The sequence below is a fragment of the Claveliimonas bilis genome (assembly GCF_020892095.1).
Taxonomy (GTDB): domain Bacteria; phylum Bacillota; class Clostridia; order Lachnospirales; family Lachnospiraceae; genus Claveliimonas; species Claveliimonas bilis.
In genome coordinates this window covers 2,154,153-2,179,732 of the sequence record NZ_AP024845.1, presented here as the reverse complement: position 1 = coordinate 2,179,732, position 25,580 = coordinate 2,154,153, and the positions used below count along the sequence as shown (strand labels likewise).

Below are 25,580 nucleotides of genomic sequence, written 5' to 3'. Positions count from 1 at the left end.
TCATTCCTTTTACGCTTTATTTCTTTGAAGCGTTAAAACATTACATTATTAATATAATACAGTTATTGCCATTTGTAAACTATTGATATATTATAGTATCGATAGGATTTTCCTATATCATATATGAAAGGAGAACTGCCTTATGCAGCTTCAGCAAATACGTTATGTTCTTGCAGCAGCAGAGAAAAAAAGTTTTTCCGCCGCTGCCAAAAGCCTTTTTATCTCCCAGCCATCCCTCTCCCAACAGATTGGAAATTTAGAGAAAGAACTTGGGATTCCACTTTTTATCCGGCATTCTAAATCCGTCACCTTGACAGATGCGGGCAAGCAATTTGTCATTCAGGCACAGCGTATCCTTAATCAGGTAGATCAGCTGTCTGATACCATGCAAAAATACAGTCTGCAGCAAAGCGGCACTCTGCGCATCGGCATGTTATGGATCGCCGGATATCTTGGCTTATCCGGTGTAATCACCGACTATCATAAGCTGTATCCTCACATCACCTATCATCTCAAGGTAGAAGGAAGTAATACGCTTCTGAAAATGCTGTCGGCCAGAGAAATCGACGCCGCCTTTGTCATCAGTTCCGATAATATACTGACAGAGGAGGATCTCTACTACCAGCAGTTAATGGACGACCGATATATGGTCATTTTATCTGCACAAAATCCTCTCGCTTCCAAATCCTCCCTGACAATACAGGATCTGAAGGACGAAAAGATCATTATGCCCGCCAAAGCTTCCGCATTTCGCCAAAATATGGAACAGCTTTTTGCACAAAATAATATATCTCCCAGCGTTTTATGCGAAACAAGCCAGTCTGACCTTGTCATACAGCTTGCTTCACAAGGACTTGCCGTAGGATTTGCTTCCCGCTCCATTGCCCGGAAACTGCAAAATCCCCTGTGCTGCATCCTGCCGCTTAACCCCCGCATTTCCCGCCCTATTTACTATGTAACATTAAAGGAGCTTCTGGACTATCCGCCCATCCGCTCCTTTACTTCATTCGTAGAAAATCATCCGCTCTTTACAAGAGCATATGTCGGAAAATAGTATATGTGCCTGAATTGCTATTCCGCTTCTTTTCCAAATATTTTCCTGATTACCAGAAGTACTGCAACCATCAGCACGATTCCTGCCGGAAGCGCGATCCAGGCTGTCTGTACAAATCCGGCGATAATGTATACGAAAAAGGAAACCGCTGCAACTGTAATTGCATAAGGGAGCTGAGTCGTTACATGGTTCACATGGTTGCACTGTGCCCCTGCTGATGACATAATCGTCGTATCTGAAATCGGAGAACAATGATCGCCGCACACTGCTCCTGCCATACATGCAGAAATGGAAATGATCATCATTGTCTCATTCTGTCCCTGAAATACAGAAACAACGATCGGAATCAAAATACCGAATGTTCCCCAGGATGTACCGGTAGCGAAAGCAAGTCCACATCCTACCAGGAAAATGATGGCCGGAAGGAAATTCATAAATCCTGACGCACTGGATTTCACAAGCTCAGATACAAACACATCTGCACCCAGGCTGTCTGTCATAGCTTTCAGAGTCCATGCAAAAGTCAGGATCAGGATAGCTGGAACCATCGCTTTAAATCCTTCAGGAATACATGCCATACACTCATCGAATTTAATGATCCGGCGTGCTACATAGAAGATAATAGTAACAACAAATGCAAAGAAACTTCCAAGTACCAGTCCGACAGAAGCATCACTTTGTGAGAAAGATGTAACAAAATCCGTCCCGGAAAAGAATCCGCCTGTGTAGATCATACCGATGATACAGAATGCGATCAACAGAATAATCGGAAGTACCAGGTCAATAACCTTTCCTTTTCCCTCCACAACCTCTTTCTCCGCATCCGCATAAGGTCTGTCAGGCGTTGTATAAATATCTCCTCTGATAGCATTATCCTCATGCAAACGCATTGGGCCGTAATCCAGCTTCAGAAGAACAAGGCTAAACATCATAACAATGGTAAGCAGAGCATAAAAGTTATAGGGAATCGCACGAATAAAAATAGAAAATCCGTCTTCCCCCTCTACGAATCCTGTTACCGCTGCCGCCCAGGAAGAAATCGGCGCAATAATACACACCGGAGCTGCAGTAGCATCAATCAGATAAGACAGTTTTGCTCTTGATATTTTATGCTTATCTGTCACGGGACGCATCACACTTCCCACTGTCAGACAATTAAAATAGTCATCAATAAAAATCAAAATTCCCAGAAGAATTGTTGCACACTGTGCTCCCGCTCTGGATTTAATGTGCTTTTGAGCCCACTGTCCAAAGGCTGCCGAACCGCCAACTTTATTCATCATACATACCATAATTCCCAGGATAACCAGGAACACAATAATTCCCACATTATAACTGTCTGACAGAACAGATATAATGCCTCCCTGGAATACATGAGTTACAGTTCCTTCAAACGCAAACCCGGAGTAAAATACTCCTCCGATCAAAATACCAATAAACAGGGAACTGTAAACCTCCTTTGTGATCAACGCCAGTACAATTGCCACAAGGGGCGGGATCAGCGACCAGAAAGTCGCGTACATAGCCGGCACATATTCCTCTGCTTCCTCCGCTGCAAATGCCAGCATAGGGCAACATGCCACAAGCAGCATTACTGTGGAGATCAGCCACAGGATTTTTCTCTTTGTCTCTCTCATAAAAATTTCCTCTCTCTCTTTTTGTAAAACAGATTTCCACTTCGCGTGAATGCCTATTCCGCGAAGCGTTTTATCTAACAGGGAACAAAGTTTCCTATTAAATGAAAAAGCTATGAATAACGCTGTCTTGAGCGCATCCATAGCATAAACTGCCCTTCTTCGGACTTCTTATGTATATCAATTTCATTCAATAATGATAGCGCTCCACAGGTTGTGACAGTCCGCAGCATATTCTGCATACGGCCCAGGAAATCTGTCCGGGAAAACAAGATCTCCTTCGGCAATGTTCCCTTTCCACACAGTATGCATACCCGTGCTTCTATTCTGTGGTACTATTGAACACTGCACCTCTATCAGGTCTGATTATTCATACAATAAAGTTGTATCACCTTTGCCGGATAAAGTCAATAGAAAAAAGCGAACGCCGCATAAAATGCAGCGTCCGCTTTGCGTTTTTCTTTTATTCTTCTGTTCCGTACAGAGTAACAAGCTTTTTCAGATATGCATATCTTTCTTTTGCTTCTTCCTCGTTCTTTGCAAACATTACTTTTGCCTTCTCCGGATTGGATCTTACAAGTGAATTGTAACGAACTTCTCCGTTCAGGAAGTCCTGATATCCTTCCAGTTTTGGCTCTTTGCTGTCCAGAGTGAATTTCGCTCCCTCTGCAGCCGGGTTGAAGCGGAAGTTGTTCCAGTATCCGCATTCTACAGCCAGCTGTTCCTCTGTCTGAGCCTTGCTCATACCTTTCTTGATACCATGGTTGATACATGGAGCATAAGCAATGATCAGTGACGGTCCCGGATATGCCTCTGCCTCTGCGATTGCTTTTACGGTCTGGTTGTAATCAGCACCCATAGCAATCTGTGCAACGTATACGTATCCGTAGCTCATTGCGATACCTGCAAGGTCTTTCTTCTTAGTATCTTTTCCGCCTGCTGCAAACTGTGCAACTGCACCTGTCTTTGTAGCCTTGGAGGACTGTCCGCCTGTGTTGGAGTAAACTTCTGTATCGAATACCATGATGTTGATATCCTTGCCGCTTGCAAGAACATGGTCAACACCACCGAATCCGATATCATAAGCCCATCCGTCTCCACCGAAGATCCACTGTGATTTCTTAGCAAGGAAGTCTTTGTTGTTTACGATATCTTTGCATACTTCACAGTCGCATCCTTCCAGCGCTTTTACAAGGTTGTCTGTTGCTGTTCCGTTTGTAGCGCCGCAGGAGAATGTATCAAGCCATTCTTTACATGCAGCTTTCACTTCATCAGAAGCTTTATCAGATTCCATTACAGACTCTACTTTAGTCTTAAGACCTGCTCTGATCGTGTTCTGTGCCAGCAGCATACCATAACCGAACTCTGCATTGTCTTCGAACAGGGAGTTGTCCCAAGCCGGTCCTTTTCCTTCCGGTGTTACGGTGTAAGGTGTAGACGGTGAGGAGTTACCCCAGATAGAAGAACATCCTGTTGCGTTTGCAATGTACATTCTGTCACCGAACAGCTGTGTGATCAGTTTTGCATATGGTGTCTCACCACATCCTGCACAAGCTCCGGAGAACTCAAGCAGAGGCTGTTTGAACTGAGAACCTTTTACTGTATTTTCTTTGAATTTTGCTACTACTTCCGGTTTTACAGGAATTTCTCTTCCGAAATCGAATCCTTCCTGACATCCTGCATTTTCTTCCATGTTGCCCATAACAAGAGCTTTCTCGCCCTTCTTGCCCGGGCAGACATTTGCACAGGAACCACATCCTGTACAGTCATAAGCTGATACAGTGATAGCGAACTTCATTCCAGGCATACCGATCATATCAATTGTCTGGAATCCTTCCGGTGCATTTGCAGCTTCTTCCTCTGTCAGAGCTACCGGACGGATAACTGCATGAGGACAAACATATGCACAGCGGTTACACTGGATACAGTTCTCTGACTGCCAAACCGGGATATCTACTGCGATACCACGTTTCTCGTAAGCAGATGTACCGGACGGTGTAGATCCGTCTACATAATCTTTAAATGCAGATACAGGCAGTGTATTTCCTTCCTGTGCATTTACTTTTGCCTGAATATTTTTAACAAAATCTACAACTTCTGTTCTTCCGCCCTTTACTTCCGGTGTAAACAGACCTTCATCAGCACAGTCTTTCCAGCTTTCCGGAACAGTTACTTCATGAACCTGTTTTGCACCTGCATCGATGGCATCATAGTTCATCTGTACGATCTTGTCACCTTTTCTTCCGTAAGTAGCTTTTGCAGCAGCCTTCATCAGGTCAATTGCTTCCTCTTCCGGAATGATAGCCGCCAGTTTGAAGAATGCTGACTGAAGGACTGTATTGATACGTCCGCCAAGTCCGATCTCCTTACCGATCTTGATACCGTCGATTGTGTAGAATTTAATGTTGTGGTTTGCGATAAATGCCTTTACCTGTCCCGGAAGGTGTTTCTCCAGTCCTTCCATATCCCATGGACAGTTCAGAAGGAATGTTCCTCCGTCAACCAGTTCCTGTACCATATTATATTTATTGATATAGGATGGGTTGTGGCATGCAACAAAGTTTGCTTTCTTGATCAGATATGTGGATTTGATCGGCTTTTTACCGAAACGAAGGTGAGACATTGTCACACCGCCGGACTTCTTGGAGTCATAATCGAAGTAAGCCTGTGCGTACATATCTGTGTTGTCACCGATGATCTTGATGGAGTTCTTGTTTGCTCCTACTGTACCGTCAGCTCCAAGTCCCCAGAATTTACAGTTGATCGTTCCTTCCGGAGTTGTAACAAGCTGCTCGCCCTCTTCCAGGGAAAGTCCTGTCACATCATCCACGATACCGATAGTGAATTTCTCTTTTTCTGTGTTGTTGTATACAGCAACGATCTGTGCAGGTGTTGTATCTTTGGAACCTAATCCGTAACGTCCGGAAAGAACCGGAACAGCGTCAAATTTTGTTCCCTTCAGAGCTGCTACAACGTCCAGCCACAGTGGCTCTCCAAGAGCACCCGGCTCTTTTGTTCTGTCTAATACAGAAATTGTCTTAACTGTGTCAGGAATTGCATCGATCAGTGCCTGTGCGCTGAATGGTCTGTACAGACGTACTTTTACAAGACCAACCTTCTGTCCTGCTGCCAGCAGATAGTCAACTGTCTCCTCGATGGTATCACATACAGATCCCATAGCGATGATAACCTTCTCTGCATCTGCTGCTCCATAGTAGTTGAACAGTTTGTAATCTGTGCCGATCTTAGCATTTACCTTGTCCATGTATTCCTGAACAATAGCCGGCATAGCTGCATAGTACGGGTTGCTTGCTTCTCTTGCCTGGAAGAAGATATCCGGGTTCTGTGCGGAACCTCTCTGGCATGGATGATTCGGATTCAGAGCATGTTTTCTGAATGCGTCAATTGCGTCCATATCTACCAGATCTTTCAGATCTTCATAATCCCATGTCTCAATCTTCTGAATTTCGTGAGATGTACGGAAACCGTCAAAGAAATTGATGAACGGAATACGTCCCTTGATTGCAGAGCAGTGTGCGACCGGTGTCAGGTCCATAACTTCCTGTACACTTGATTCACACAGCATTGCACATCCGGTCTGACGACAGGCATATACGTCTGAGTGATCTCCGAAAATAGAAAGTGCATGGCTTGCAAGAGCACGTGCAGATACGTTGAACACACCTGGAAGCTGCTCACCTGCAATTTTGTAAAGGTTCGGGATCATAAGGAGCAGACCCTGGGAAGCTGTGTATGTTGTAGTCAGGGCACCTGCTGCCAGTGATCCGTGAACAGCACCTGCTGCACCAGCCTCTGACTGCATTTCAGTCACCTGTACTTCCTGTCCAAAGATGTTCTTTCTTCCCTGTGTTGCCCATTCATCTGTAGCTTCTGCCATGACAGATGACGGGGTAATCGGGTAAATTGCGGCAACATCTGTATATGCGTATGACGCATGAGCTGCTGCATGATTACCATCCATGGTCTTCATTTTTCTTGCCATTTTTTGTTCCTCCTTAGATTTTGAAAAATAATAATTTATTTTTTCACATATATTTATATTATAGCCTGTGCAATTTTAAAAGTCCAGATTTTACTCTGTTTTCTTTTGTTTCTTTTTCGGTACAAAAAGGAAAAACGGAATCCTTCCGCATTTATAAGGATTCCGTCTCTTTCTTTTTTCTTCTTCCGCATATGATCCAGATTACTGACACGATCACCAGCGTTCCCGCCAACACCTGTGACACCGGAATTTCCGTTCCCGGAATCCAGAGCTGATCTGTCCGAAGCCCTTCGATCCAGAACCGCCCCAGGCCGTATCCTCCCAGATACAACAGGAAAATTTCTCCGTTAAATTTCTTATGTGTCCGGTACAAAAGCAAAAGCACAAGAACTCCCAGACACCACAAAGACTCATAGAGGAAAGTGGGATGTACCTGGATATAAGATACGCCGTCTATGACTTCTATGTGATCCCGGATCTTCTCTGTCAGATCTGAAGTGCGCACTGCATCCAAAGGAAGCCTCATCGCCAACATGCTGTCTGTATATTCTCCAAAAGCTTCTCTGTTAAAAAAGTTCCCCCATCTTCCAATCATCTGCCCGGTCACAAGACCAAAGACTGCCGTATCAAGAAGCAGGGCAACCGGCTGTTTTTTCACCCTGGCCACCACAAACACAGTAATGACTGCCGCAATGACTCCGCCGTAAATCGCAAGACCTCCATGGCGGGTATTAAAAATCTCCAACAGATTATCTTTGTACATATCCCAGGCGAACACAACATAATAAATGCGGGCGCCAATGATCCCGAATATAATTCCGAACATAGCCAGATCCAGATAATCCTCCTGCTTCTGTCCGGTCCTTTTTGCTTCCATCAACGCCATGGCGATACCGGCCAGCATTCCGATCCCGATCGTGATTCCGTAATAAGCAATATCAAAGCCGAAAACTGTCACTGTCTTTCCTACATTTTCCAGGTGGATGCCCAGATTAGGAAAGTCAATTGATGTATGCATAAGCTGCCTCATCCTTTCTATACGTTAAACCTAAACAGCATGATATCACCATCCTGTACCACGTAATCTTTTCCTTCCAGCCGTACAAGTCCCTTTTCCTTTGCAGCATTATGGGATCCGCATGCAATAAGATCGTCATAAGCGACCACCTCTGCCCGGATAAAGCCCCTCTCAAAATCCGTGTGGATCTTGCCGGCAGCCTGCGGTGCCTTTGTTCCTCTCTTGATGGTCCATGCTCTTACCTCCGGCTCTCCTGCTGTCAGGTAACTGATCAGTCCAAGCAGATGATAACTTGCCTTGATCAATTTCTCAAGTCCGGACTCGGATAGTCCCAGATCTTCCAGGAACATTTTCTTTTCTTCCTCTTCCAGTTCCGCAATCTCCTGTTCAATCTGAGCACATACAACAAATACTTCAAAACCTTCTTCTGTCGCATACTCCCTTACTGCCTGTACGCCTGCATTGGAAGCGCCGTCATCCGCCAGATCATCCTCAGTTACATTGGCAGCAAAGATAACCGGCTTATAAGTGAGAAGATTATAGCTCTCCAGCCATTCCTGCTCTTCTTCATCTTCTGCTCCGTCAAAACTCTTTGCCAGTTTTCCATCTTCCAGATGAGCCTTGATCTTCTCCAGCAGTTTCAGCTCTTTGGCCGCTGTCTTATCATTTCTTGCAACCTTGGTTGTCTTCGCGATCCTCCGCTCCAGAATTTCCAGATCAGAGAAGATCAGTTCCAGATTGATCGTCTCAATATCTCTCATGGGATCAATGCTTCCGTCCACATGGACAATATTGCTGTCTTCAAAACAGCGCACTACATGGACAATCGCATCCACTTCCCGGATATTTGCCAGGAACTGATTGCCAAGCCCTTCTCCCTTGGAAGCTCCTTTTACCAGCCCTGCAATATCCACAAATTCGATTGCAGCCGGTATGATCTTTTTCGTATGATACATTTCTCCAAGGACATTTAATCTTTCATCCGGAACTGTTACCACGCCCACATTGGGGTCAATGGTACAGAAGGGATAGTTTGCAGATTCCGCACCCGCCTTTGTCAGCGAATTAAAAAGTGTACTCTTACCTACGTTGGGCAGTCCTACAATACCTAATTTCATTTTATGATTTACCTATCCGAAAGCCCCTGCTTTCTAAGGCTTTCTGCCTTTCGTTAAATTTATTCTGCGCTACCTTTACGCCGTTTCTCTAAACTCCACCGCGCAGTTCATAAAAGGAGTCCAGCGTGACTATAGAGTATAGCACAAAATCGGGCTTTTTTCAATCACCGGTCCGGGCGAATCACCGATTAGGACAAATAGCCACAAAAAATATTCCCATCAGCATAAAACTTTTTCATAATCCTGAAGCTCATGAAAGATATTATCAACAATTGCCCTGTTGCCCTCTATATGATACAGCATAAAATACTTGTGAGACATGAAACTAATCCTTTTATACCCTGCTTTCTTTAGTCTTGGATTCTCGCAATATTTCAAGCTTCCAGCCACCTGTTCTAACGTGCGGATTGTACGCTCAAAGTCATCAAGCACGTTCTTTGCCGCCTGTTCATTTCCTTTTTCAAAAAGCAAGTATTGGATAAACCTATCCAACTCTTCTTCTGCACTTTTTGTAACAACAACGTTATAATCCATATTTCCCTTTCATTTCCGCGATCAAAGAATCTGCACTTCTATATTCACCCCGATTTGCCTGTCTCATGGAATATTCCAGCTTTTGCATTAACTCATTTTCACTTAACGGAGCATATAGGTTCACAGAAGACTGGTTCAATTTGATCTCAAATGGAAAGCCATTGTTCATCACAGACTGTGTTAAAAACATTCTGATTGCAGAAGTTGTATCCGTTCCCAATTTTTTAAACAATTCATCAGCTTTATTTTTCAACTCGTCATCTACCCTGACTTGTATTGTACTTGACATCTCTTTGCCTCCTCCCATTTTCGCAATTGATACCCTCTCTTTGCAAGACATATACAATTGATAAAGAAAGAGTAAGTATTTTGTTATATAATTATAGTATTAACTCAATGTCAACACAATACTTTTGCATTGATTTGACATGGTTTTTATATAGTTTTAGGCAATACACAAGCTAGAAAGACAACACGCCGTTTATAATACCATCTTTTCAATGGCTGCCCGGTAAATTTGGGCGCATTTCATACATGCTGCCTCTGTGCAGGCATTTTCCCATTCAAGAGAACGCGGCAGACACTCTTTCCCACGAAAAAAGACAGTACAGTTCTCAAAACTGCACTGTCTGCATCACAATTCTTTTTACTCTTTATCCCGCGTTTCCATCAAGATAACGACTCCACTGGAAAAGTCGATGACTACTTCGTCATCTTCTATTTGGTTGCTGACACACAGGCTGTCATAAGGAGTCAGTGTATGATCCGCCAGCGGATATTTTGCACCTTTGATATTCAGCTCATAGACCGTGCCTCCAAGAGGGAACACAGAAAAATAATTTCCAAACGCCTCTTCCTTCTTAAGATGGGTTTCTCCCCCTATCAGACGGATCCGGTTCATAGGATCCAGGATCACAGCCTCAATCCCTGCCTTAAACGGAATCATCAGGGTCTGGATATTGGCCCACAGATGATCTACCCGATTGCCGGTAGCTCCCAGGATCAGCATACCGTCGCAGCCCAGTGTCATTGCAAGGCGGATTGCTATTTCCGTATCGGACGCATCTTTGACCGGATTAAATTCCCGTACGGGAACATGAGTTTCATTCTTATAATAGTCCACGATTTCCTGTGACAGACTATCAAAATCTCCTACAATATAGCTGGGTACGATTTTATGTCTGTATAAAAATTCCACGCCTTTGTCTACACCTATAATGCACGGCGCATCCTCTTCCCGGATTGTCTGCAAGACCAGTTCCTCATAAAGAGTTCCGCCGCTGATGATTACTGCTTTCTTATTCATAACTTTTCAATATCTCCATAAACTCTCTGGTGTTTTCTGCTGCATTTCCCTTAAAGACAGCAGAACCTGCCACAATGATATTTGCCCCTGCGTCAAGAACTTCTTTTACATTTGTCAGATAAATCCCTCCATCTACCTGGATATCAATCTTTCGTTTCTGATCTTTTGCCATTTTCCGGATTGCCTGAATTTTCTCCAGCGTATCAGGAATAAATTTTTGTCCGCCGAATCCCGGATGCACCGACATTACAAGGATCATGTCCACTTTTTCCAAATAGGGTTCTACTTCCTCTGCCGGAGTTTCCGGACAGATGGAAAGGCCGACTTTCATTCCCGCCTCATGTATGGCATCCAGCGTTGCTTTTACATCCTTGCAGGCTTCCAAATGTACCGTGAGCAGATCTGCCCCGGCCTTTTTAAACTCTTCTATGTACCGGATTGGTTCTTCGATCATCAGGTGCACGTCCATAAACTGCCCTGTTGCTCCCTGTATGGATGCAAGAACAGGCATTCCAAACGAAATACTTGGCACAAACATGCCGTCCATCACGTCAAAATGTAAATACTCCGCGCCGTTTTCTTCTGTCGCTTTCATTTCCTCCCCCAATCTGGTAAAGTCTGCTGCCAGAATGGAGGGCGCCAGTATATATGCCATAATATCAGTACCTCCTCTTTTCCTTCTCTTGTTGCTCCTGATACATCTCCAGATAATCACGATATCTTATTTCATGAATCTTCCCCTGGTCCACTGCCTCTTTCACCGCGCATCCCGGCTCATGCACATGATCGCAGCCATGAAATCTGCATTGGTCATTGTAAGGAGTAAATTCCGGGAAATAATATTTCAGCTCTTCCTTCTCAAAATCATTGACATAGAGGGAACTGAAACCGGGTGTATCCATAATATAAGAATCCTCGTTTAATGTAATCAGCTCAGAATGTCTGGTGGTATGACGTCCCCTCTCTATCTTCCTGCTGATCTCTCCGGTTTCCATCTTTACCCCGCTTTGCAGAAGATTGATAAGAGATGACTTTCCGACTCCCGATGGTCCTGCAACCACAGTTGTACTGCCCTGAAGCACATCCTTCACCTCTTCAATATTCTGCTTTTTAAGAGCGCTTGTAAAAATCACGCGGCATCCGCAGTTCTCATAAATCTCCTTCAGCTCTGTAATCCGGGACTCTCCGGCAATATCCTCTTTGTTAAAGCAAAGCACAGTGCGGATTCCTTTTGCCTCCATCATAACAAGAAAACGGTCCAGCAGATTGAAATGCGGGTCCGGCTTTGCGGCGGCAAAGACAACAAGAGCCTGATCCACATTGGCAACTGCCGGCCGGATCAGCTCATTTTTCCGCGGAAGGATCTTTACAAGATTTCCTTCCATATCCTTATCATCCAGAATTTCTATCTCTACATTATCGCCTACCAGAGGTTTTTTATTCTCCTTCCTGAATATCCCTCTGGCCCTGCACTCGTAAATACCGAATCCTACTACATGAACGTAGTAGAATCCGGCAATTCCTTTCACTATTTTCCCCTGCATATTTTATTGTTCCTCACCCGTGGTGTCATCGCCGTCATCAGGAGTCTCCGTACTTCCTCCGGCAGGCCCGCGGCTTACAACAATCGTCACCGTTGTCCCTTTGGAAACGCTGGATCCAACTCCCGGTGAGCAGCGGATCACATAGCCGGCCGGAACGGTGTCGCTGTTCTCATACTGGCTTACGGGACTTAGCCCCGCATTGCTGATCATCTGGCGGGCGTTTGCTTCTGTAACGTTGCTTGTCACATCCGGCACGCTTACCTTCTCTTCCGGTTTCTTTCCGAGACTGACCACAATAGTCACCCCTGTTCCGGAATCCACCTTTGTCCCGGCTGACGGATTCTGCGAGATTACGTTTCCTGTTGAAACACTGTCACTGTACTCGGTATCCACTGTCACATTCAATCCTGCGGCAGACAGAGTACTCTTGGCAGTATTTTCATCCTTTCCTCTTACATCGGGAACGGTAATCTTCTCTTCTCCCTTGCTTACCTGAATGGTAACGGTAGAACCTTTGGCGGCTTTCGTGCCCCCTTCCGGATCTGTCGACACTACAGTTCCCTGAGTATTGCTGCTGTACACTGCTTCCGATTCCACCACAAATCCGGCATCCTGCAATGTCTTCTGAGCCGTTGCCTCATCCTGGCCTACAACATTGGGCACTTCCACCTCTTCCTCTGCAAGACCGGTACTGATATCCAGTGTGATCTGAGTGTTTTTGTCCACCTTTTCTCCGTCTTCCGGATCCTGTGCCATAACATAGCCCTTCTCGTACTTCGTGGACTCTTCCTGCTTGCCGATCTTGTAACCTAACCCGGCCTCGTTCAGGATTTTCTTGGCTTCATCTTGTGTTTTTCCCACCACGTTAGGCACCTTGACCTGGTCAGATTCCTGTTCTTCTGTGGCGCTGGACGGTCCGAAACGGAACAGTCCGGCCGCACGGCCGACTACCAGCGCCAGCACAAGGATAATGATCACGGCTACAACAATGGTCATGATCTTTATAACTTTATTCATCCGGGGATTTACTTCATCGCTGTCATGTTCCTCTCCGTCATCGTCATCCCCGTATTCATCATCATCCTGATCTCCGTACTCGTCCTCGTCATATTCATCATCATCGTCTTCGTCATAGGCACTGCGGATATCATCCAGCTCATCTTCCGTGATGATTACAGTATCTGCATTTCCTATGGGAACAATATGGACAAAATCTCCGTCGGGATCTACCAGAGAATGCTTCAGATCCTGGATCAGCTCTCCGATCTCTCCATACCGGCGCTCTGCATTCTTCTGAGTACATTTCAAAATGATCTGTTCCAGACTGTAAGGAATGTCGGGAACCAGCTCGGAGGGCGGCGTGATCTCCTCCTGCAGATGTTTCATAGCCACCTCTACCGTGGATTCACCGTTAAAGGGCACTTCTCCTGTCACCATCTCATACAAAGTGATACCAACAGAGTAAATATCGCTCTTCTCATCGCTGTATCCTCCCCTGGCCTGTTCCGGAGATGTATAGTGTACAGATCCCATGGCCACCGTACTTACCGTCGTGGATGTAACCATCCGCGCAATGCCGAAATCTGTCACTTTTACTTTTCCATCATTGGAAATAATAATGTTCTGCGGCTTGATATCCCTGTGTATAATATGATGCTTATGCGCTTCTTCAATGCCCATACACATCTGGATCCCGATGCTGATCACTTCTTTCGGGGAAAGCCTGCTCTTTTTGTCAATGTAATCCTTCAGCGTAATGCCTTCCACAAGCTCCATGACAATATAGTAAAGACCTCTGTCCTCCCCTACATCATAAACATTTACAATATTGGGATTGAGAAGTCCTGCCGCTGCCTGTGCCTCGGACCGGAATTTCCTGACAAATGTTTCATCTTCCCGAAATTCTTTTTTCAGTACTTTGATCGCGACATAGCGATTCAGCATATGGTCCTTGCCCTTATACACATCCGCCATGCCGCCGGCTCCAATTTTCTCTAATATCTCATATCTTTTCCCTAAAAATATTCCATCCTTTACCATATATCCACCTCGTCCGCAATGGGCTCTGCCATCACTACCCCTATATTATCTCTTCCGCCGGCCTCATTTGCCTTATCAATCAGCATATGCACAGCCTCTATGATATCCCTGGATCCTTTTACGATTCCAAACATATCCTCATCCTCTACCATATTACTTAGGCCGTCAGTACACATCAGTATTTTATCTCCCCTTCTGATGCGAAATTCATAGAAATCTGCTTCTGCCTCGTCTTTCACACCCATCGCTCTTGTGATAATATTCTTATCCGGGTGATTTCTGGCCTCTTCCGCTTTGATTCCTCCCAGCCTTACCATCTCTTCCACCAGGGAATGATCTTTCGACAACTGCCTGATATTATCACTGATGAGATACAGACGGCTGTCCCCTATATTTGCAAAATAAAGTGTATTCCCGATCACAGTAGCGGCAACCAGCGTGGTTCCCATTCCTTCCAGCTTAACGTCCTGGGAAGCCGCCTCAATAAGCTTGTGGTTTGCGGTCTCAATCGCCGCGCGGAAGATTTCTTCCGGCTTGCCGGCCTCGCTTTCTTTCAATTCTTTTTTCAGCGTTTCTACAGTGAATTTTGACGCAAAATCTCCTGCCTTGTGTCCGCCCATTCCATCTGCGACCACAAGGAGATTGGGAAACGGCCCTACCGGCCTGTCTGTCGCATATACATAGTCTTGATTTACTTCCCTTCTTCTTCCCACATCAGTTAACGCGTATATCTTCATCTGCTTCTCCTTTTTCCGCTGCCGCGTAACGCCTTCTCAGCTGTCCGCAGGCTCCATCAATATCGGAACCTCTTTCCCTTCTTATAGTAACATTTATTCCGTTTTTTTCAAGTTTATTTTGGAATTTCAGGGCATTTTGCCTGCTGGGTCTCCTGTACTGCCTCTCCTTGATGGGATTGACCGGAATCAGGTTGATATGGCAGTTTTTGTGCTTTAACAGACCGATCAATTCCTGTGCGTCCTCATCCGTATCATTAACCCCGCTTACAAGACTGTATTCAAACGTCACTCTTCGGCCTGTTTTTTCAAAATATTCATCGCAGGCTGCAAGGACGTCTTTTAACTCGTACTTATTTGCTACCGGCATGAGTTTCTTTCTTTTCTCCTGGGTGGACCCGTGAAGAGAAAGGGCAAGCGTGATCTGCAGACCCTCCCCGGCAAGCCTTTTTATACCGGGCACAATACCGCAGGTGGATGCGGTAATATTTCTCTGACTGATATGTAATCCCTTATCACTGCTGATCATACGGATAAAACGGACAAAATTGTCATAGTTATCCAGCGGCTCTCCTGTTCCCATCACCACAATATTCGACACTCTCTCCTGAGTAATCTTCTGGATCTGATAAATCTGCCTTAACATTTCCGATGTTGTCAGGTTCCTTTTGAGCCCGCCTATCGTAGAAGCGCAAAAGCGGCAGCCCATCCGGCAGCCTGCCTGTGATGAAATACACACAGAATTTCCATAACTGTATTTCATCAGTACACTCTCCACCATATTGCCGTCATCCAGCTCAAACAAAAATTTCTCCGTTGGATCTACGCTGGAAATCTGCCGCTCCAGCATTTTCACCTTTGCAATTTCATATTCCTCTGACAGCCTTTTGCGCAGAGCTGCCGGAAGATTTGTCATCTCGTCAAAACTGTCCGCCAGCTTCACATGCAGCCACTGGTAAATCTGTTTCGCCCGGAAACTTTTTTCCTGCAGGTTTTCCACTTCTTCCTGCAGTTCTTCATATGTATAGGAACAAATATCTTTCTTCTCCATCTTTACTCCAAATCCGCCTTTTTCCTCTCAAACTCCGCTATATAAAATCCGTCGCCTGCCTCTTGTTCCGGCAGCATCTGCTGCTGCTTTACTAAATGAAATTCCGGAAACTTATCTGCAAACCAGGCGGCGTTTTCCTCATTTTCTTCCCGGTCTATGGTGCAGGTACTATAGATCAGCCGGCCTCCCGGCTTTACATACCTGCGGACAACAGACAGTATGTCTCTTTGCAGCTTGGCAAGTTCCTTCTGCATCTGTTCTGTCATCTTATATTTCAGGTCGCTTTTCTTTGCCAGCACTCCAAGTCCGGAGCAGGGAAGGTCAGCAATAACGATATCTGCCTTTTCCAGGGAAGTTTCATCCAGTTCCAGGACATCCTGCTGAACAGCCACTACATTGGAAAGCCCCAGGCGTTCTATGTTGTCCCGGATGAGATTTACTTTGTATTCTGTCAGATCGCGGGCCTCCACTGTACCGGTTCCCTTCATTTTATCCGCCAGATGGACTGACTTTCCTCCCGGAGCTGCGCAGACGTCAATAATATAATCTCCCTCTTTGGGATCCGCCCATTCTCCCACCATCATGGAGCTGATGTCCTGCACCTGAAAGCAGCCTTCCCGGAATGTTTCCAGGGCATCCAGATAATCATATCCGGAAATTAAAAAGGCTCCGGGGATCTCTCCATATTCCTTTACTGTCACGCCTTCTTCTTCCAGTCTGCTCTTCAGCTCCTTAGGAGTAATCTTGGAGCAGCTGCAGCGGATCGAAGTAGGCCGTTCTGTAAGAAACGCCTTCAGGATCTGTTCTGTTTTTTCTTCTCCGTACTCTTTTCTCCACTTTCTTACGATCCATTCCGGCATGGAATAGATGGCAGACAGCCATTGAACCGGCTCCTCCTCTTTGGAGGGATACTCAATATGATCCAGATTTCTGCTGATATTTCGAAGAAGGCCGTTGACAAACCCTTTCAGATTGATAAAGCCTTTCTTTGCCGCCAGTTTTACCGCCTCATTGCAGACAGCAGAAGCAGGAACACTGTCCATATACTTTAACTGATAGACACCGCTCCTTATAATTTCCCGGATGACCGGCTTCATTCTATTGATCTTAACACTGGAAAACTGATTGATGATCCTGTCGATTTCAATCCTTCTCTCCAGTGTTCCTTCTACAGTACGCGTCAGAAACGCCCTGTCTTTTTTGTCCAGGTACTGGTATTTCCCCAGCACCTGTCCAAGTGCAATATGGCTGTATTCGCCGTCCCTGTTGATCAGAAGCAGCGTTTCCAGCACAAGTTCTCTTATATTTACGGATGCCATATGCTCTCCCCCTCTTTTTCTCTTCCTTAATCTCTTCTTCTGCCTGTCAGCAGTACAATACGCAAAAGCTGCAGGATAGCTGCCGCTGCTCCGGCCACATAAGTCAGCGCCGCTGCGCTCAGCACTTTTTTCGTATCTTTCACTTCTTCCGGATACATGATCCCGGAACTTCCCAGTATGCGGATTGCTCTGTTAGACGCATTAAATTCCACCGGCAGCGTCACGATATGGAACAGAACCGCCAGAGAAAAGGCCAGAACTCCCAGGTTCAGAAACATAACAGAAGATTCTCCTGTAAAGAGAAGCCCCAGCAAAATCAAAGGCCATGCCAGCGTGCTTCCCAGATTCGCCACCGGCACCAGAGAACCTCTGATCTTCAAAGGTACATATCCCTGCGCATGCTGAATGGCATGACCGCATTCATGCGCCGCCACACCAACCGCCGCAATAGAATTGGATCCGTATGTCGCATCAGACAGACGGAGCACCTTGGTTCTCGGATCATAGTGATCGGTCAGATTTCCGGCTACCCGTTCCACCCGGACATCATAAATACCTGCCCGGCGAAGCACTTCCTCTGCAGCCTCCCTGCCGGTCATGCCGGAATGACTGCGCACTCTCGCGTACTTCTGAAACGTAGAGCGCATTTTCGCAGAAGCCAAAAGACAAATAATGACTCCCACGATCACAAGCATATATGTCGGATCAAAATAAAACATTGGATAATACATAGTTATCAGCCTCCTATTGGAGTATTATATACGAAAAACAGGCTGTCAGCCTGTTTTTCACATAAATTTAATATTTTTTAATAACTATTCAGCCATGCGCCTGTTGAGGACAATAACCCTGTGCAAGCTCGCTTGCAAAAAGGGGAATTGTTCTCAACGGGCATACGGCGTTTAGCCGTAAGCGAGGATTTAGCTGCGTAAGCAGCGGTAAAGCAGCGTATGCTGCGAATCCGAGCTGCATGGCGGAATTGCTGCTCCCTGTCGCACCACCGCGTTTAGCCGTAAGCGAGGATTTAGCTGCGTAAGCAGCGGTAAAGCAGCGTATGCTGCGAATCCGAGCTGCATGGCGGAATTACTGCTCCCCGTCGCACCACCGCGTTTAGCCGTAAGCGAGGATTTAGCTGCGTAAGCAGCGGTAAAGCAGCGTATGCTGCGAATCCGAGCTGCATGGCGTAGTTGCTGCTCCCCGCATCTACCCCAGCCTGTATCCTTCTTCCACCTTATAGCCCCGGAGAAAAGCGCCTGCATCCATCCTTTTCTTTCCCGGGATCTGAAGTTCCTTTATTTTCAGCTGGCCTTCTTTCGTCTGAACTGCAAAGAAATCTTTTCCTACTTCTGTCACAGTACCGGGCACTTGATCCGTATTTTCCGATGACACTTCCGCTCTCCAGATCTTCATAGTCTTTTCATCCCAGAACGTGTAAGCGCTGGGCCAGGGATTTAATCCCCGGATCAGTCTTTCAATCTGCACTGCTTCCTGTGTCCAGTCGATCCTTCCCATCTCTTTATTCAGCATACGGGCATAGGCAGTCGGACTTTCTCCCTGCTTTTCAGGTTTTAGAGTTCCCTCTTCCAGTTTTTGCAGTGTTTCCACACAGAGCGCTGCCCCTGCCGCTGCCAGTTTATCATGGAGACTTCCTCCTGTCTCGTCCGCCTCAAGAGGAATCTCTTTTTTCAAAAGCATATCCCCTGTATCCAGCCCTTCATCCATCTGCATGGTCGTCACTCCGGACACTTTTTCCCCTTCTATAACAGCCCACTGGATCGGCGCTGCTCCGCGGTATTTCGGAAGAAGGGAGGCATGAACATTAACACAGCCGTAAGGAGCCATCTGAAGGATCTTTGCCGGGAGGATCTGTCCAAAAGCGACCACAACCATCACATCAGCCTGATAACGAGCTAATTCTTCCATACATTCCGGTTCCCGGACTTTCATCGGCTGAAACACAGGAATCCCTCTTTTCAGAGCTGCCTCTTTCACCGGCGGATACTGCATTTCTTTTCCTCTTCCCCTGGGTTTATCCGGCTGCGTCACCGCAAGCACGATCTCATGTCCGGCATCTGCCAGCGCTTCCAGCGTTCCTACAGAAAACTCCGGTGTCCCCATAAAGATAACCTTCATTTATTCTTCCTCCTTATATTCGGTATCATGAAGCTCGCCTTCCACCAGATCTACATACATCTTTCCATCCAGATGATCGATCTCATGGCAGAAAGCTCTTGCAAGAAGCCCGTTTCCTTCCAGCTCTATTTCTTTCATGTCCTCATCCAGAGCTTTTACCTTCACATAGTCCGGTCTTGTAACAAGTCCGGATTTTCCCGGTACGCTTAAGCAGCCTTCTTCTCCGGTCTGTTCCCCATCTGTCTCCACAATCTGCGGATTAATCAGAACAATCGGTCCTTCTCCCACATCGATCACTACGATCCTTTTTAGAATCCCCACCTGCGGCGCTGCAAGTCCTACCCCCATTGCTTCATACATAGTATCCAGCATGTCATCGATCAGTATTTTTGTCCGAAGTGTCATCTTTGTCACTTCTTTGCATGGTTTGGTCAAAACTTCATCTCCGATTTCTCTTATTTTTCTAATTGCCATATCTGTTTTTCTCCTTTTTTCTATATGTGTTATATCTCCTTTTTTGGAGACTTATTTTTATCCCGTCCCATTTGTCCAGGCAGTCTCTTCACCGAAACTTTCCCGTGCATTCCTGATGAAACTTTTCTGATGAAATATTCCTGCTTAAAACAGATTCATGGGATTAAAGTCAAACTGAATGCGCATATCTTTAAATCCTGTATTGATCTCTATATACTGTTCCAGCTTATCTTTGGCCTTTATCAGCATATCATATTTATCGCTTTTTAGATAGAGTATCCTGCGATAAACATCGTTCACCTTCCCCACATAGGGACTGGCGGGACCGATAACCGCAAGCTGACCTGCCGCCCCGAGACGCTCGGCAAATCCTTTCAGATATTCTGCAGCAAGGATCAGTTTTGTCTCATCCGGCCCTGTCATCAAAATGGCCAGAAGCTCCGCTGCAGGGGGATACCCCATCATCTCCCTGTAACTCATTTCCTCTTCATAAAAAGCGCAGTAATCCTGCCGGGCCGCCGTCTGAATGCTGTAGTGCTCCGGGCTGTATGTCTGGATTACCACTTCTCCTTCTTCCCTGCCTCTGCCGGCTCGTCCCGCCGCCTGGGTAAGGAGCTGAAATGTCCGCTCGCCGGCGCGGTAATCATCGCTGTAAAGAGACATATCTGCCGCCAGGATCCCCACAAGAGTAACACCGGGAAAATCATGACCTTTTACGATCATCTGTGTTCCCACAAGAATATCTGCTCCGCCGTCTGCAAATGCCTCCAGGATCTTTTCGTGCCCATCCTTGTTTCTTGTGGTATCCGCATCCATGCGGAGGATTCTTGCGCCCGGAAATTCCCGGGCTGCCATCTCTTCTATCTGCTGTGTTCCCGCCCGGAAGCCTCCAATGTGAACAGAACCGCAGACCGGACAGGCAGTGACTGCTTTCTCCTCATAGCCGCAGTAATGGCAGACCATTCTGCCGCCCCGGTGTACGGATAAGGACACATCGCAGTGAGGACATTTTACCACATGACCGCAGGAACGGCAGGAAATAAAGCCTGCGTATCCCCTTCGATTAATAAAAAGCATAGTCTGCTGTTTCTTTTCCAGCCGATCCTGTATCAATTCTCTTAACTGATCACTGAAAATAGAACGGTTTCCTTTTTTCAGTTCTTCCCTCATATCAGCAATCCATACGTGAGGGAGATTCCCTTCCCGCACCCTGCTTTTCAGCTCCAGCAGCACATACTCTCCCTTCCGGCAGCGGTAATATGCTTCCAATGATGGCGTAGCGGAGCCAAGGACCACGCTGGCGCCTTCCAGTTTTGCCCGGTAAATCGCTGTCTCCCTTGCATGATACCGGGGAACCTGCTCACTTTTGTAACTTGGCTCGTGCTCCTCATCAATGATGATCAGACCCAGATCAGGGAAAAGGGTAAACAGGGCGGAACGAGGCCCGATCATGACATCGATCTGTCCTGTCCGCGCCAGCTCCATCTGATCATACCGCTCCCCTGCTGACATGCGGGAGTTTAAAATGGAAACTCTTTCCCCGAATACTCTCTGAAAACGCATGACCGTCTGATAGGTCAGAGCAATCTCCGGAATAAGGACAATGGCCTGTTTTCCCTTTTCCACTGCTTTCTGGATCATAGCCATATACACCTCCGTCTTTCCGCTTCCCGTGACTCCGTGCACCAGATAAGTTCCGCGCTCTCCCCTGTCATAATCCTCCCGGAAGCGCCGGATTGCCATCTCCTGCTCCTTCGTATAGCAGATCTCTCTCCGACTCTGCTTCCTTGCAGCCACAGGACTTCGGTACACCTGGGATACCTCTGTTTTCAGGATTCCCTGCTCTTCCAGCGCCTTTACAACTGTGGCGCTAAGGTTCAGTTTTTTGATGGCAAAATCATACTCAAGCCGGGGGCTGTCAAGAAGGGCGGCAAGCAGCCTGGCCCTGGCTTTCTGATTTTTTTCCAGATACCAATCCAGCTTCTTTTGGGCCTCCTCCCTGTCAGAGACAAGGAGAAGGGTCCGTTTTTGCCGTATTTTTTCTTTTTTCTTAATAGGAAGCACTGTCTTAAGAGACTGGATCATGGTTCCTCCATATGTCTCTTTCATCCAGGCGGCAAGCGCTACCAGTTTTGCCTCAATTGCCATGCTTTCTTTTGCCACACACAGGATTTCCTTCATTTTTTCCGGATCATACCCCGGCTTCTCTGAAAAGCTGACAACATAACCTTTTGTCTCCTTATTTCCCTTCCCGAAAGGAACGACTACTTCCATCCCGATGCGCAGGTCCTCTTTCAGTTTATCCGGAATCCTGTATTGAAAGATTTTATCCAGTTTTTCATGTGTAATGTCTATGATAATATCTGCGTACATACTGTTCTCCCTTTCCCTCTCTATGAACGCATATGTCCTTATAAAGAGAGGGGATCTTCTGCCATGCATCTGCTGATCAGCTCCCGGTCATCCATGGGGTAACGGATCCCACAGATTTCCTGATAAGTCTCGTGTCCTTTTCCCGCAATTAAAATGATATCTCCGTAATGTCTTGTTTTCAAAGCATAATGGACTGCCTGACGCCGGTCTTGAATTACAGTGTAATCCCCTTTCGTTCTGCGGATTCCTGACACAATATCTGCAATAATATCCTCCGGATTTTCCCAGCGGGGATTATCACTTGTAATGATGGTGTGATCCGCCAGGCGCCCGGCTGTCTCCCCCATCTCATATCTTCTCTCTTTTGATCTTCCTCCTCCGCAGCCAAAGACAACTACCAGTCTTCCGGGAGCATATTTTCTCAGCGTCCCAAGGGCCTCCGAAAGGCTCATGGCATTGTGTGCGTAATCCAGAAAAATGCTGCATCCTTCCGGAGAGGGAATCTGCTCCATCCGTCCCGGAACATAAAGTTCTCTCATAGCTGACGCCACCGTTTCCATGGGAATGCCGTAATCCAGCAAAGCAGCGGAAGCTGCCAGAGCATTCTGTACATTAAACTGTCCCGGAAGCGGAAGGAAGATCTCACCGCTTCGTCCTTCCAAAATAAAACACATGCCCGGCCGGCCGCCGCGCACGCTGCTTTTAGAACCGATTGCCCTGTAATCGGCTCCTTCTTTCATTCCAAATGTAACTTTCCGGCATCTGCACCGATCTGTCACTTCTTCCCATGCCGGATCATCTGCATTTCCCACTCCCGTTTCACACTGAAGAAAGAGCAGATGTTTGCACTGCAGATATTCCTCCATATCTGCATGTTCTCCGGGGCCGATGTGGTCCCGGCCCAAATTGGTAAACACTCCGTATTTAAAAAAAACGCCTGACGTCCGCTGCAGCTTCAGGGCCTGTGAGGAGACTTCCATGACAGCTGTATCACATCCGGCATCTGTCATCTCTTTCAGGAATCGCTGCAGATCGCAGGACTCCGGCGTGGTGTGGATACTGGGAAAACGGCGAAGCCCGGTGTCTGTCTCTATAGTTCCTATAAGTCCCGGACGCCTTCCTGCTTTTCTTAAAATTTCCCGTATCATCCAGGCTGTTGTGGTCTTTCCCTTGGTTCCTGTCACTCCGATAATATCCAGTTTTTCGGCCGGATATCCAAAAGAAGCAGCCGACATTTCAGCCATCACACATCTTGGATCTGCCACCTGAATGACCGTCACATCTTCGGGACACACAACCATCTTTGAAACCACCACAGCAGCCGCTCCCCGCTCTGATGCTTCCCACGCAAAGCGGTGGCCGTCCTGTTCATATCCTTCGATACATATATAGACATCATCTTTTTGTACTGCCTTTGTATCATTGGTTATGCTTTTTACCTCTCTGTCTGTCGTTCCCTGGATCACCCTGTATCTGACTCGTGCAAGCAAACTGGAAAGCCGCATTTTTATCACCGGCCTGTAGGTCTTTTCTATCATTGTCACACAATCTTTCCGGAGCGTCAACTCTTTTTCGTCCGCCAAATTCCGCGGTCTCTGGAAATGGTTACTACTCGCAGGTCTGAAACGGCTGTGAATAGTAACCGGAAATGCAAAAAACAGCAGGCCAGGAGTGTTTCTCCCCCGCCCGCTGTCTGTTTCGTTTTACTGTCTCTGGTCGTACTCGGCAAGATATTTCTTTACATAATCCACATCAGAAGGACAGTCTACATACTCGCTGCCATACTTCTGTCTCGTCTCTTTTCCCTTTCCAGTAATAAGAAGAAGAGTTTTTCCTTCCGCGCTTTCAATGGCAGAGCGGATCGCTTCTCCCCGGTCCTCGATCATCTCATACGGACAGTTCTGGGCTTCCACATACTGCGCGATATCTTTCGATATATCCTCCACCGGCTCATATCCCGGATCCTCTGCTGTCAGGTATACCTTCCGGGCATACTGTCCGGCTACCGTTCCCAGATCTCTCCTCCGGATATAGGCTTTCTTTCCGGGGCATCCGAAAATAGACACGATCCCGTAATCCGGATATTCTTCCTTCATGGAAGAAAAAAGCTTTTCAAAACTCAGCTTATTGTGAGCATAATCCACAATGGCAATGACATTCTTATCCTTGCTTGCATACAGCTCCATTCTTCCACTGGATCTTGCCCGCTTCAGCCCGCTGTGGATATATTCTCTTGGAATCTGAAGAGCCGATGCCGCCGCGATCACTCCAAGGGCGTTTTCCACATTGAAAAGTCCCGGCATGGTAAGGACAAATTCCTCATCAAAGTCTTTACTCTTTACGGAAAAGGTTGTCTCATGTCCGTCTTTTCTGATGTTGTAGCCGTAATAATCAGCCTCCGGATTCTTCAGGCTGAAAGTCACACACGCTTTCGCTGCTTTGGCTTCCTCCAGTATACGTTCTATATGATCTGCATCCAGGTTCACTACCGCTGTGTCTGTCTGTGCAAACATCAGCATTTTAGATGAGAAATAATCTTCAAAATCCTCATGTTCAATGGGGCTGATATGGTCTTCTGATATATTCAGAAAGATTCCCACATCAAAACGCATGCCATCTACACGGTGATATTTCAGCGCCTGTGAGGATACCTCCATTTCCGCATAGGTAATCTGGCTGTCCAGCGCATTTCTCAAATGCTGCTGCAGCTCCATAGCCTCCGGCGTTGTAATATGGGATTCTACTTTTGTCACCCCGTCGTAAATATCAATGGAAGAGATAACGGCACTTTCCTTTTTCCCTTGTGCCTCCATATAATCATCCACGACAGCCTTCATATAATATGCTGATGTAGATTTTCCTTTTGTTCCTCCGATCCCGGTGACAACCAGTTCTTTCCATGGCTCCTGGTAAAAGAAATTTGCCAGAATCGCCATTGCCTTCCGAATGTCTGTTACAAGAATATAGGGAATATCTTTCTCAAGCTCAAAAGCCTTTTCACTGATATAGCATACCGCCCCTTTTTCCACTGCTTCCCGCAGGTAAGCCGGCTTGAAAGCCGCGCCCTTACAGATGAACAGCGTATCTTCCCCTGCTTCTTTGGAATTGTAAGTCAGGATACGGATAACCTGGTCAGAGTTCCCTTCTGTCTTTGTCTCAAAGAGCAGCCCGCTTTTTCTCAGCAGCTCCTGATATTCCCCTATTGTATGATACTGCATTTTTGCCATGATTTATCTCCCTTAGTG

At 46.5% G+C, this 25,580-nt stretch carries 20 protein-coding genes and 1 riboswitch; of the genes, 1 reads left to right on the top strand and 19 read right to left on the bottom strand.

Annotated features, from left to right (window positions below):
• Nucleotides 1–142: 142 nt before the first annotated feature.
• Nucleotides 143–1,054: a LysR family transcriptional regulator gene (locus tag EUBC25_RS10615; protein WP_230105456.1), complete on the top strand. Its 912-nt coding sequence runs from the start codon at nucleotides 143–145 to the stop codon at nucleotides 1,052–1,054.
• 17 nt (nucleotides 1,055–1,071) lie between these two features.
• Here the strand turns inward: EUBC25_RS10615 and EUBC25_RS10610 are convergent, their stop codons facing one another.
• From EUBC25_RS10610 to EUBC25_RS10520, 19 genes are all read right to left on the bottom strand, one after another.
• A complete protein-coding gene (locus EUBC25_RS10610) occupies nucleotides 1,072–2,646 on the bottom strand; it encodes a Na+/H+ antiporter NhaC family protein (protein ID WP_416386681.1) in 1,575 nt (524 codons plus the stop codon).
• Between the two features lie 234 nt (nucleotides 2,647–2,880).
• A riboswitch (Lysine riboswitch) is annotated at nucleotides 2,881–3,052 on the bottom strand.
• Nucleotides 3,053–3,151: 99 nt separating this feature from the next.
• Nucleotides 3,152–6,691, bottom strand: coding sequence for a pyruvate:ferredoxin (flavodoxin) oxidoreductase (gene nifJ, locus EUBC25_RS10605; protein WP_230105454.1), 3,540 nt, complete (start codon nucleotides 6,689–6,691; stop codon nucleotides 3,152–3,154).
• Between the two features lie 151 nt (nucleotides 6,692–6,842).
• Nucleotides 6,843–7,709 (bottom strand): prolipoprotein diacylglyceryl transferase, encoded by an 867-nt coding sequence (gene lgt, locus EUBC25_RS10600; protein ID WP_230105453.1) that lies wholly within the window; start codon nucleotides 7,707–7,709, stop codon nucleotides 6,843–6,845.
• A gap of 17 nt (nucleotides 7,710–7,726) precedes the next feature.
• Complete coding sequence (gene ychF / locus EUBC25_RS10595) at nucleotides 7,727–8,827, bottom strand: redox-regulated ATPase YchF (RefSeq protein ID WP_230105452.1); 1,101 nt, start codon at nucleotides 8,825–8,827, stop codon at nucleotides 7,727–7,729.
• A gap of 219 nt (nucleotides 8,828–9,046) precedes the next feature.
• Complete coding sequence (locus tag EUBC25_RS10590; protein ID WP_230105451.1) at nucleotides 9,047–9,361, bottom strand: type II toxin-antitoxin system RelE/ParE family toxin; 315 nt, start codon at nucleotides 9,359–9,361, stop codon at nucleotides 9,047–9,049.
• Nucleotides 9,351–9,650, bottom strand: a complete 300-nt coding sequence (locus tag EUBC25_RS10585; protein WP_230105450.1) for a type II toxin-antitoxin system RelB/DinJ family antitoxin — start codon at nucleotides 9,648–9,650, stop codon at nucleotides 9,351–9,353. Before EUBC25_RS10585 ends, EUBC25_RS10590 begins: the two co-directional genes overlap by 11 nt.
• 357 nt (nucleotides 9,651–10,007) lie before the next feature.
• On the bottom strand, nucleotides 10,008–10,667 hold the full coding sequence (locus EUBC25_RS10580; RefSeq protein WP_230105449.1) for a thiamine diphosphokinase: 660 nt from the start codon (nucleotides 10,665–10,667) through the stop codon (nucleotides 10,008–10,010).
• The gene (gene rpe / locus EUBC25_RS10575; protein ID WP_230105448.1) at nucleotides 10,660–11,322 is read right to left on the bottom strand and encodes a ribulose-phosphate 3-epimerase; all 663 of its coding nucleotides are present in this window, start codon (nucleotides 11,320–11,322) and stop codon (nucleotides 10,660–10,662) included. Before rpe ends, EUBC25_RS10580 begins: the two co-directional genes overlap by 8 nt.
• Nucleotides 11,323–11,326: 4 nt before the next feature.
• The gene (rsgA, locus tag EUBC25_RS10570; RefSeq protein ID WP_230105447.1) at nucleotides 11,327–12,211 is read right to left on the bottom strand and encodes a ribosome small subunit-dependent GTPase A; all 885 of its coding nucleotides are present in this window, start codon (nucleotides 12,209–12,211) and stop codon (nucleotides 11,327–11,329) included.
• Between the two features lie 3 nt (nucleotides 12,212–12,214).
• Entirely contained in the window at nucleotides 12,215–14,251 is a 2,037-nt protein-coding gene (gene pknB / locus EUBC25_RS10565; RefSeq protein ID WP_230105446.1) for a Stk1 family PASTA domain-containing Ser/Thr kinase, read from the bottom strand.
• Nucleotides 14,245–14,988, bottom strand: a complete 744-nt coding sequence (locus EUBC25_RS10560) for a Stp1/IreP family PP2C-type Ser/Thr phosphatase (RefSeq protein ID WP_230105445.1) — start codon at nucleotides 14,986–14,988, stop codon at nucleotides 14,245–14,247. The genes pknB and EUBC25_RS10560 overlap by 7 nt, the downstream gene beginning before the upstream one ends.
• Nucleotides 14,966–16,036, bottom strand: a complete 1,071-nt coding sequence (rlmN, locus tag EUBC25_RS10555) for a dual-specificity RNA methyltransferase RlmN (RefSeq protein ID WP_230105444.1) — start codon at nucleotides 16,034–16,036, stop codon at nucleotides 14,966–14,968. The genes EUBC25_RS10560 and rlmN overlap by 23 nt, the downstream gene beginning before the upstream one ends.
• 2 nt (nucleotides 16,037–16,038) lie before the next feature.
• A complete protein-coding gene (rsmB, locus tag EUBC25_RS10550) occupies nucleotides 16,039–17,355 on the bottom strand; it encodes a 16S rRNA (cytosine(967)-C(5))-methyltransferase RsmB (protein ID WP_230105443.1) in 1,317 nt (438 codons plus the stop codon).
• Nucleotides 17,356–17,381: 26 nt separating this feature from the next.
• Nucleotides 17,382–18,086, bottom strand: coding sequence for a zinc metallopeptidase (locus EUBC25_RS10545; RefSeq protein WP_230105442.1), 705 nt, complete (start codon nucleotides 18,084–18,086; stop codon nucleotides 17,382–17,384).
• 472 nt (nucleotides 18,087–18,558) lie between these two features.
• Nucleotides 18,559–19,488 (bottom strand): methionyl-tRNA formyltransferase, encoded by a 930-nt coding sequence (fmt, locus tag EUBC25_RS10540; protein ID WP_230105441.1) that lies wholly within the window; start codon nucleotides 19,486–19,488, stop codon nucleotides 18,559–18,561.
• On the bottom strand, nucleotides 19,489–19,962 hold the full coding sequence (def, locus tag EUBC25_RS10535) for a peptide deformylase (protein WP_230105440.1): 474 nt from the start codon (nucleotides 19,960–19,962) through the stop codon (nucleotides 19,489–19,491). It abuts the gene before it with no gap.
• A gap of 144 nt (nucleotides 19,963–20,106) precedes the next feature.
• Entirely contained in the window at nucleotides 20,107–22,335 is a 2,229-nt protein-coding gene (priA, locus tag EUBC25_RS10530; protein WP_230105439.1) for a replication restart helicase PriA, read from the bottom strand.
• 38 nt (nucleotides 22,336–22,373) lie between these two features.
• Nucleotides 22,374–23,918 (bottom strand): UDP-N-acetylmuramoyl-L-alanyl-D-glutamate--2,6-diaminopimelate ligase, encoded by a 1,545-nt coding sequence (locus EUBC25_RS10525; RefSeq protein ID WP_311135878.1) that lies wholly within the window; start codon nucleotides 23,916–23,918, stop codon nucleotides 22,374–22,376.
• A 120-nt stretch (nucleotides 23,919–24,038) separates the two neighbouring features.
• Nucleotides 24,039–25,562 (bottom strand): Mur ligase family protein, encoded by a 1,524-nt coding sequence (locus EUBC25_RS10520; protein ID WP_230105438.1) that lies wholly within the window; start codon nucleotides 25,560–25,562, stop codon nucleotides 24,039–24,041.
• Between the last annotated feature and the right edge of the window lie 18 nt (nucleotides 25,563–25,580).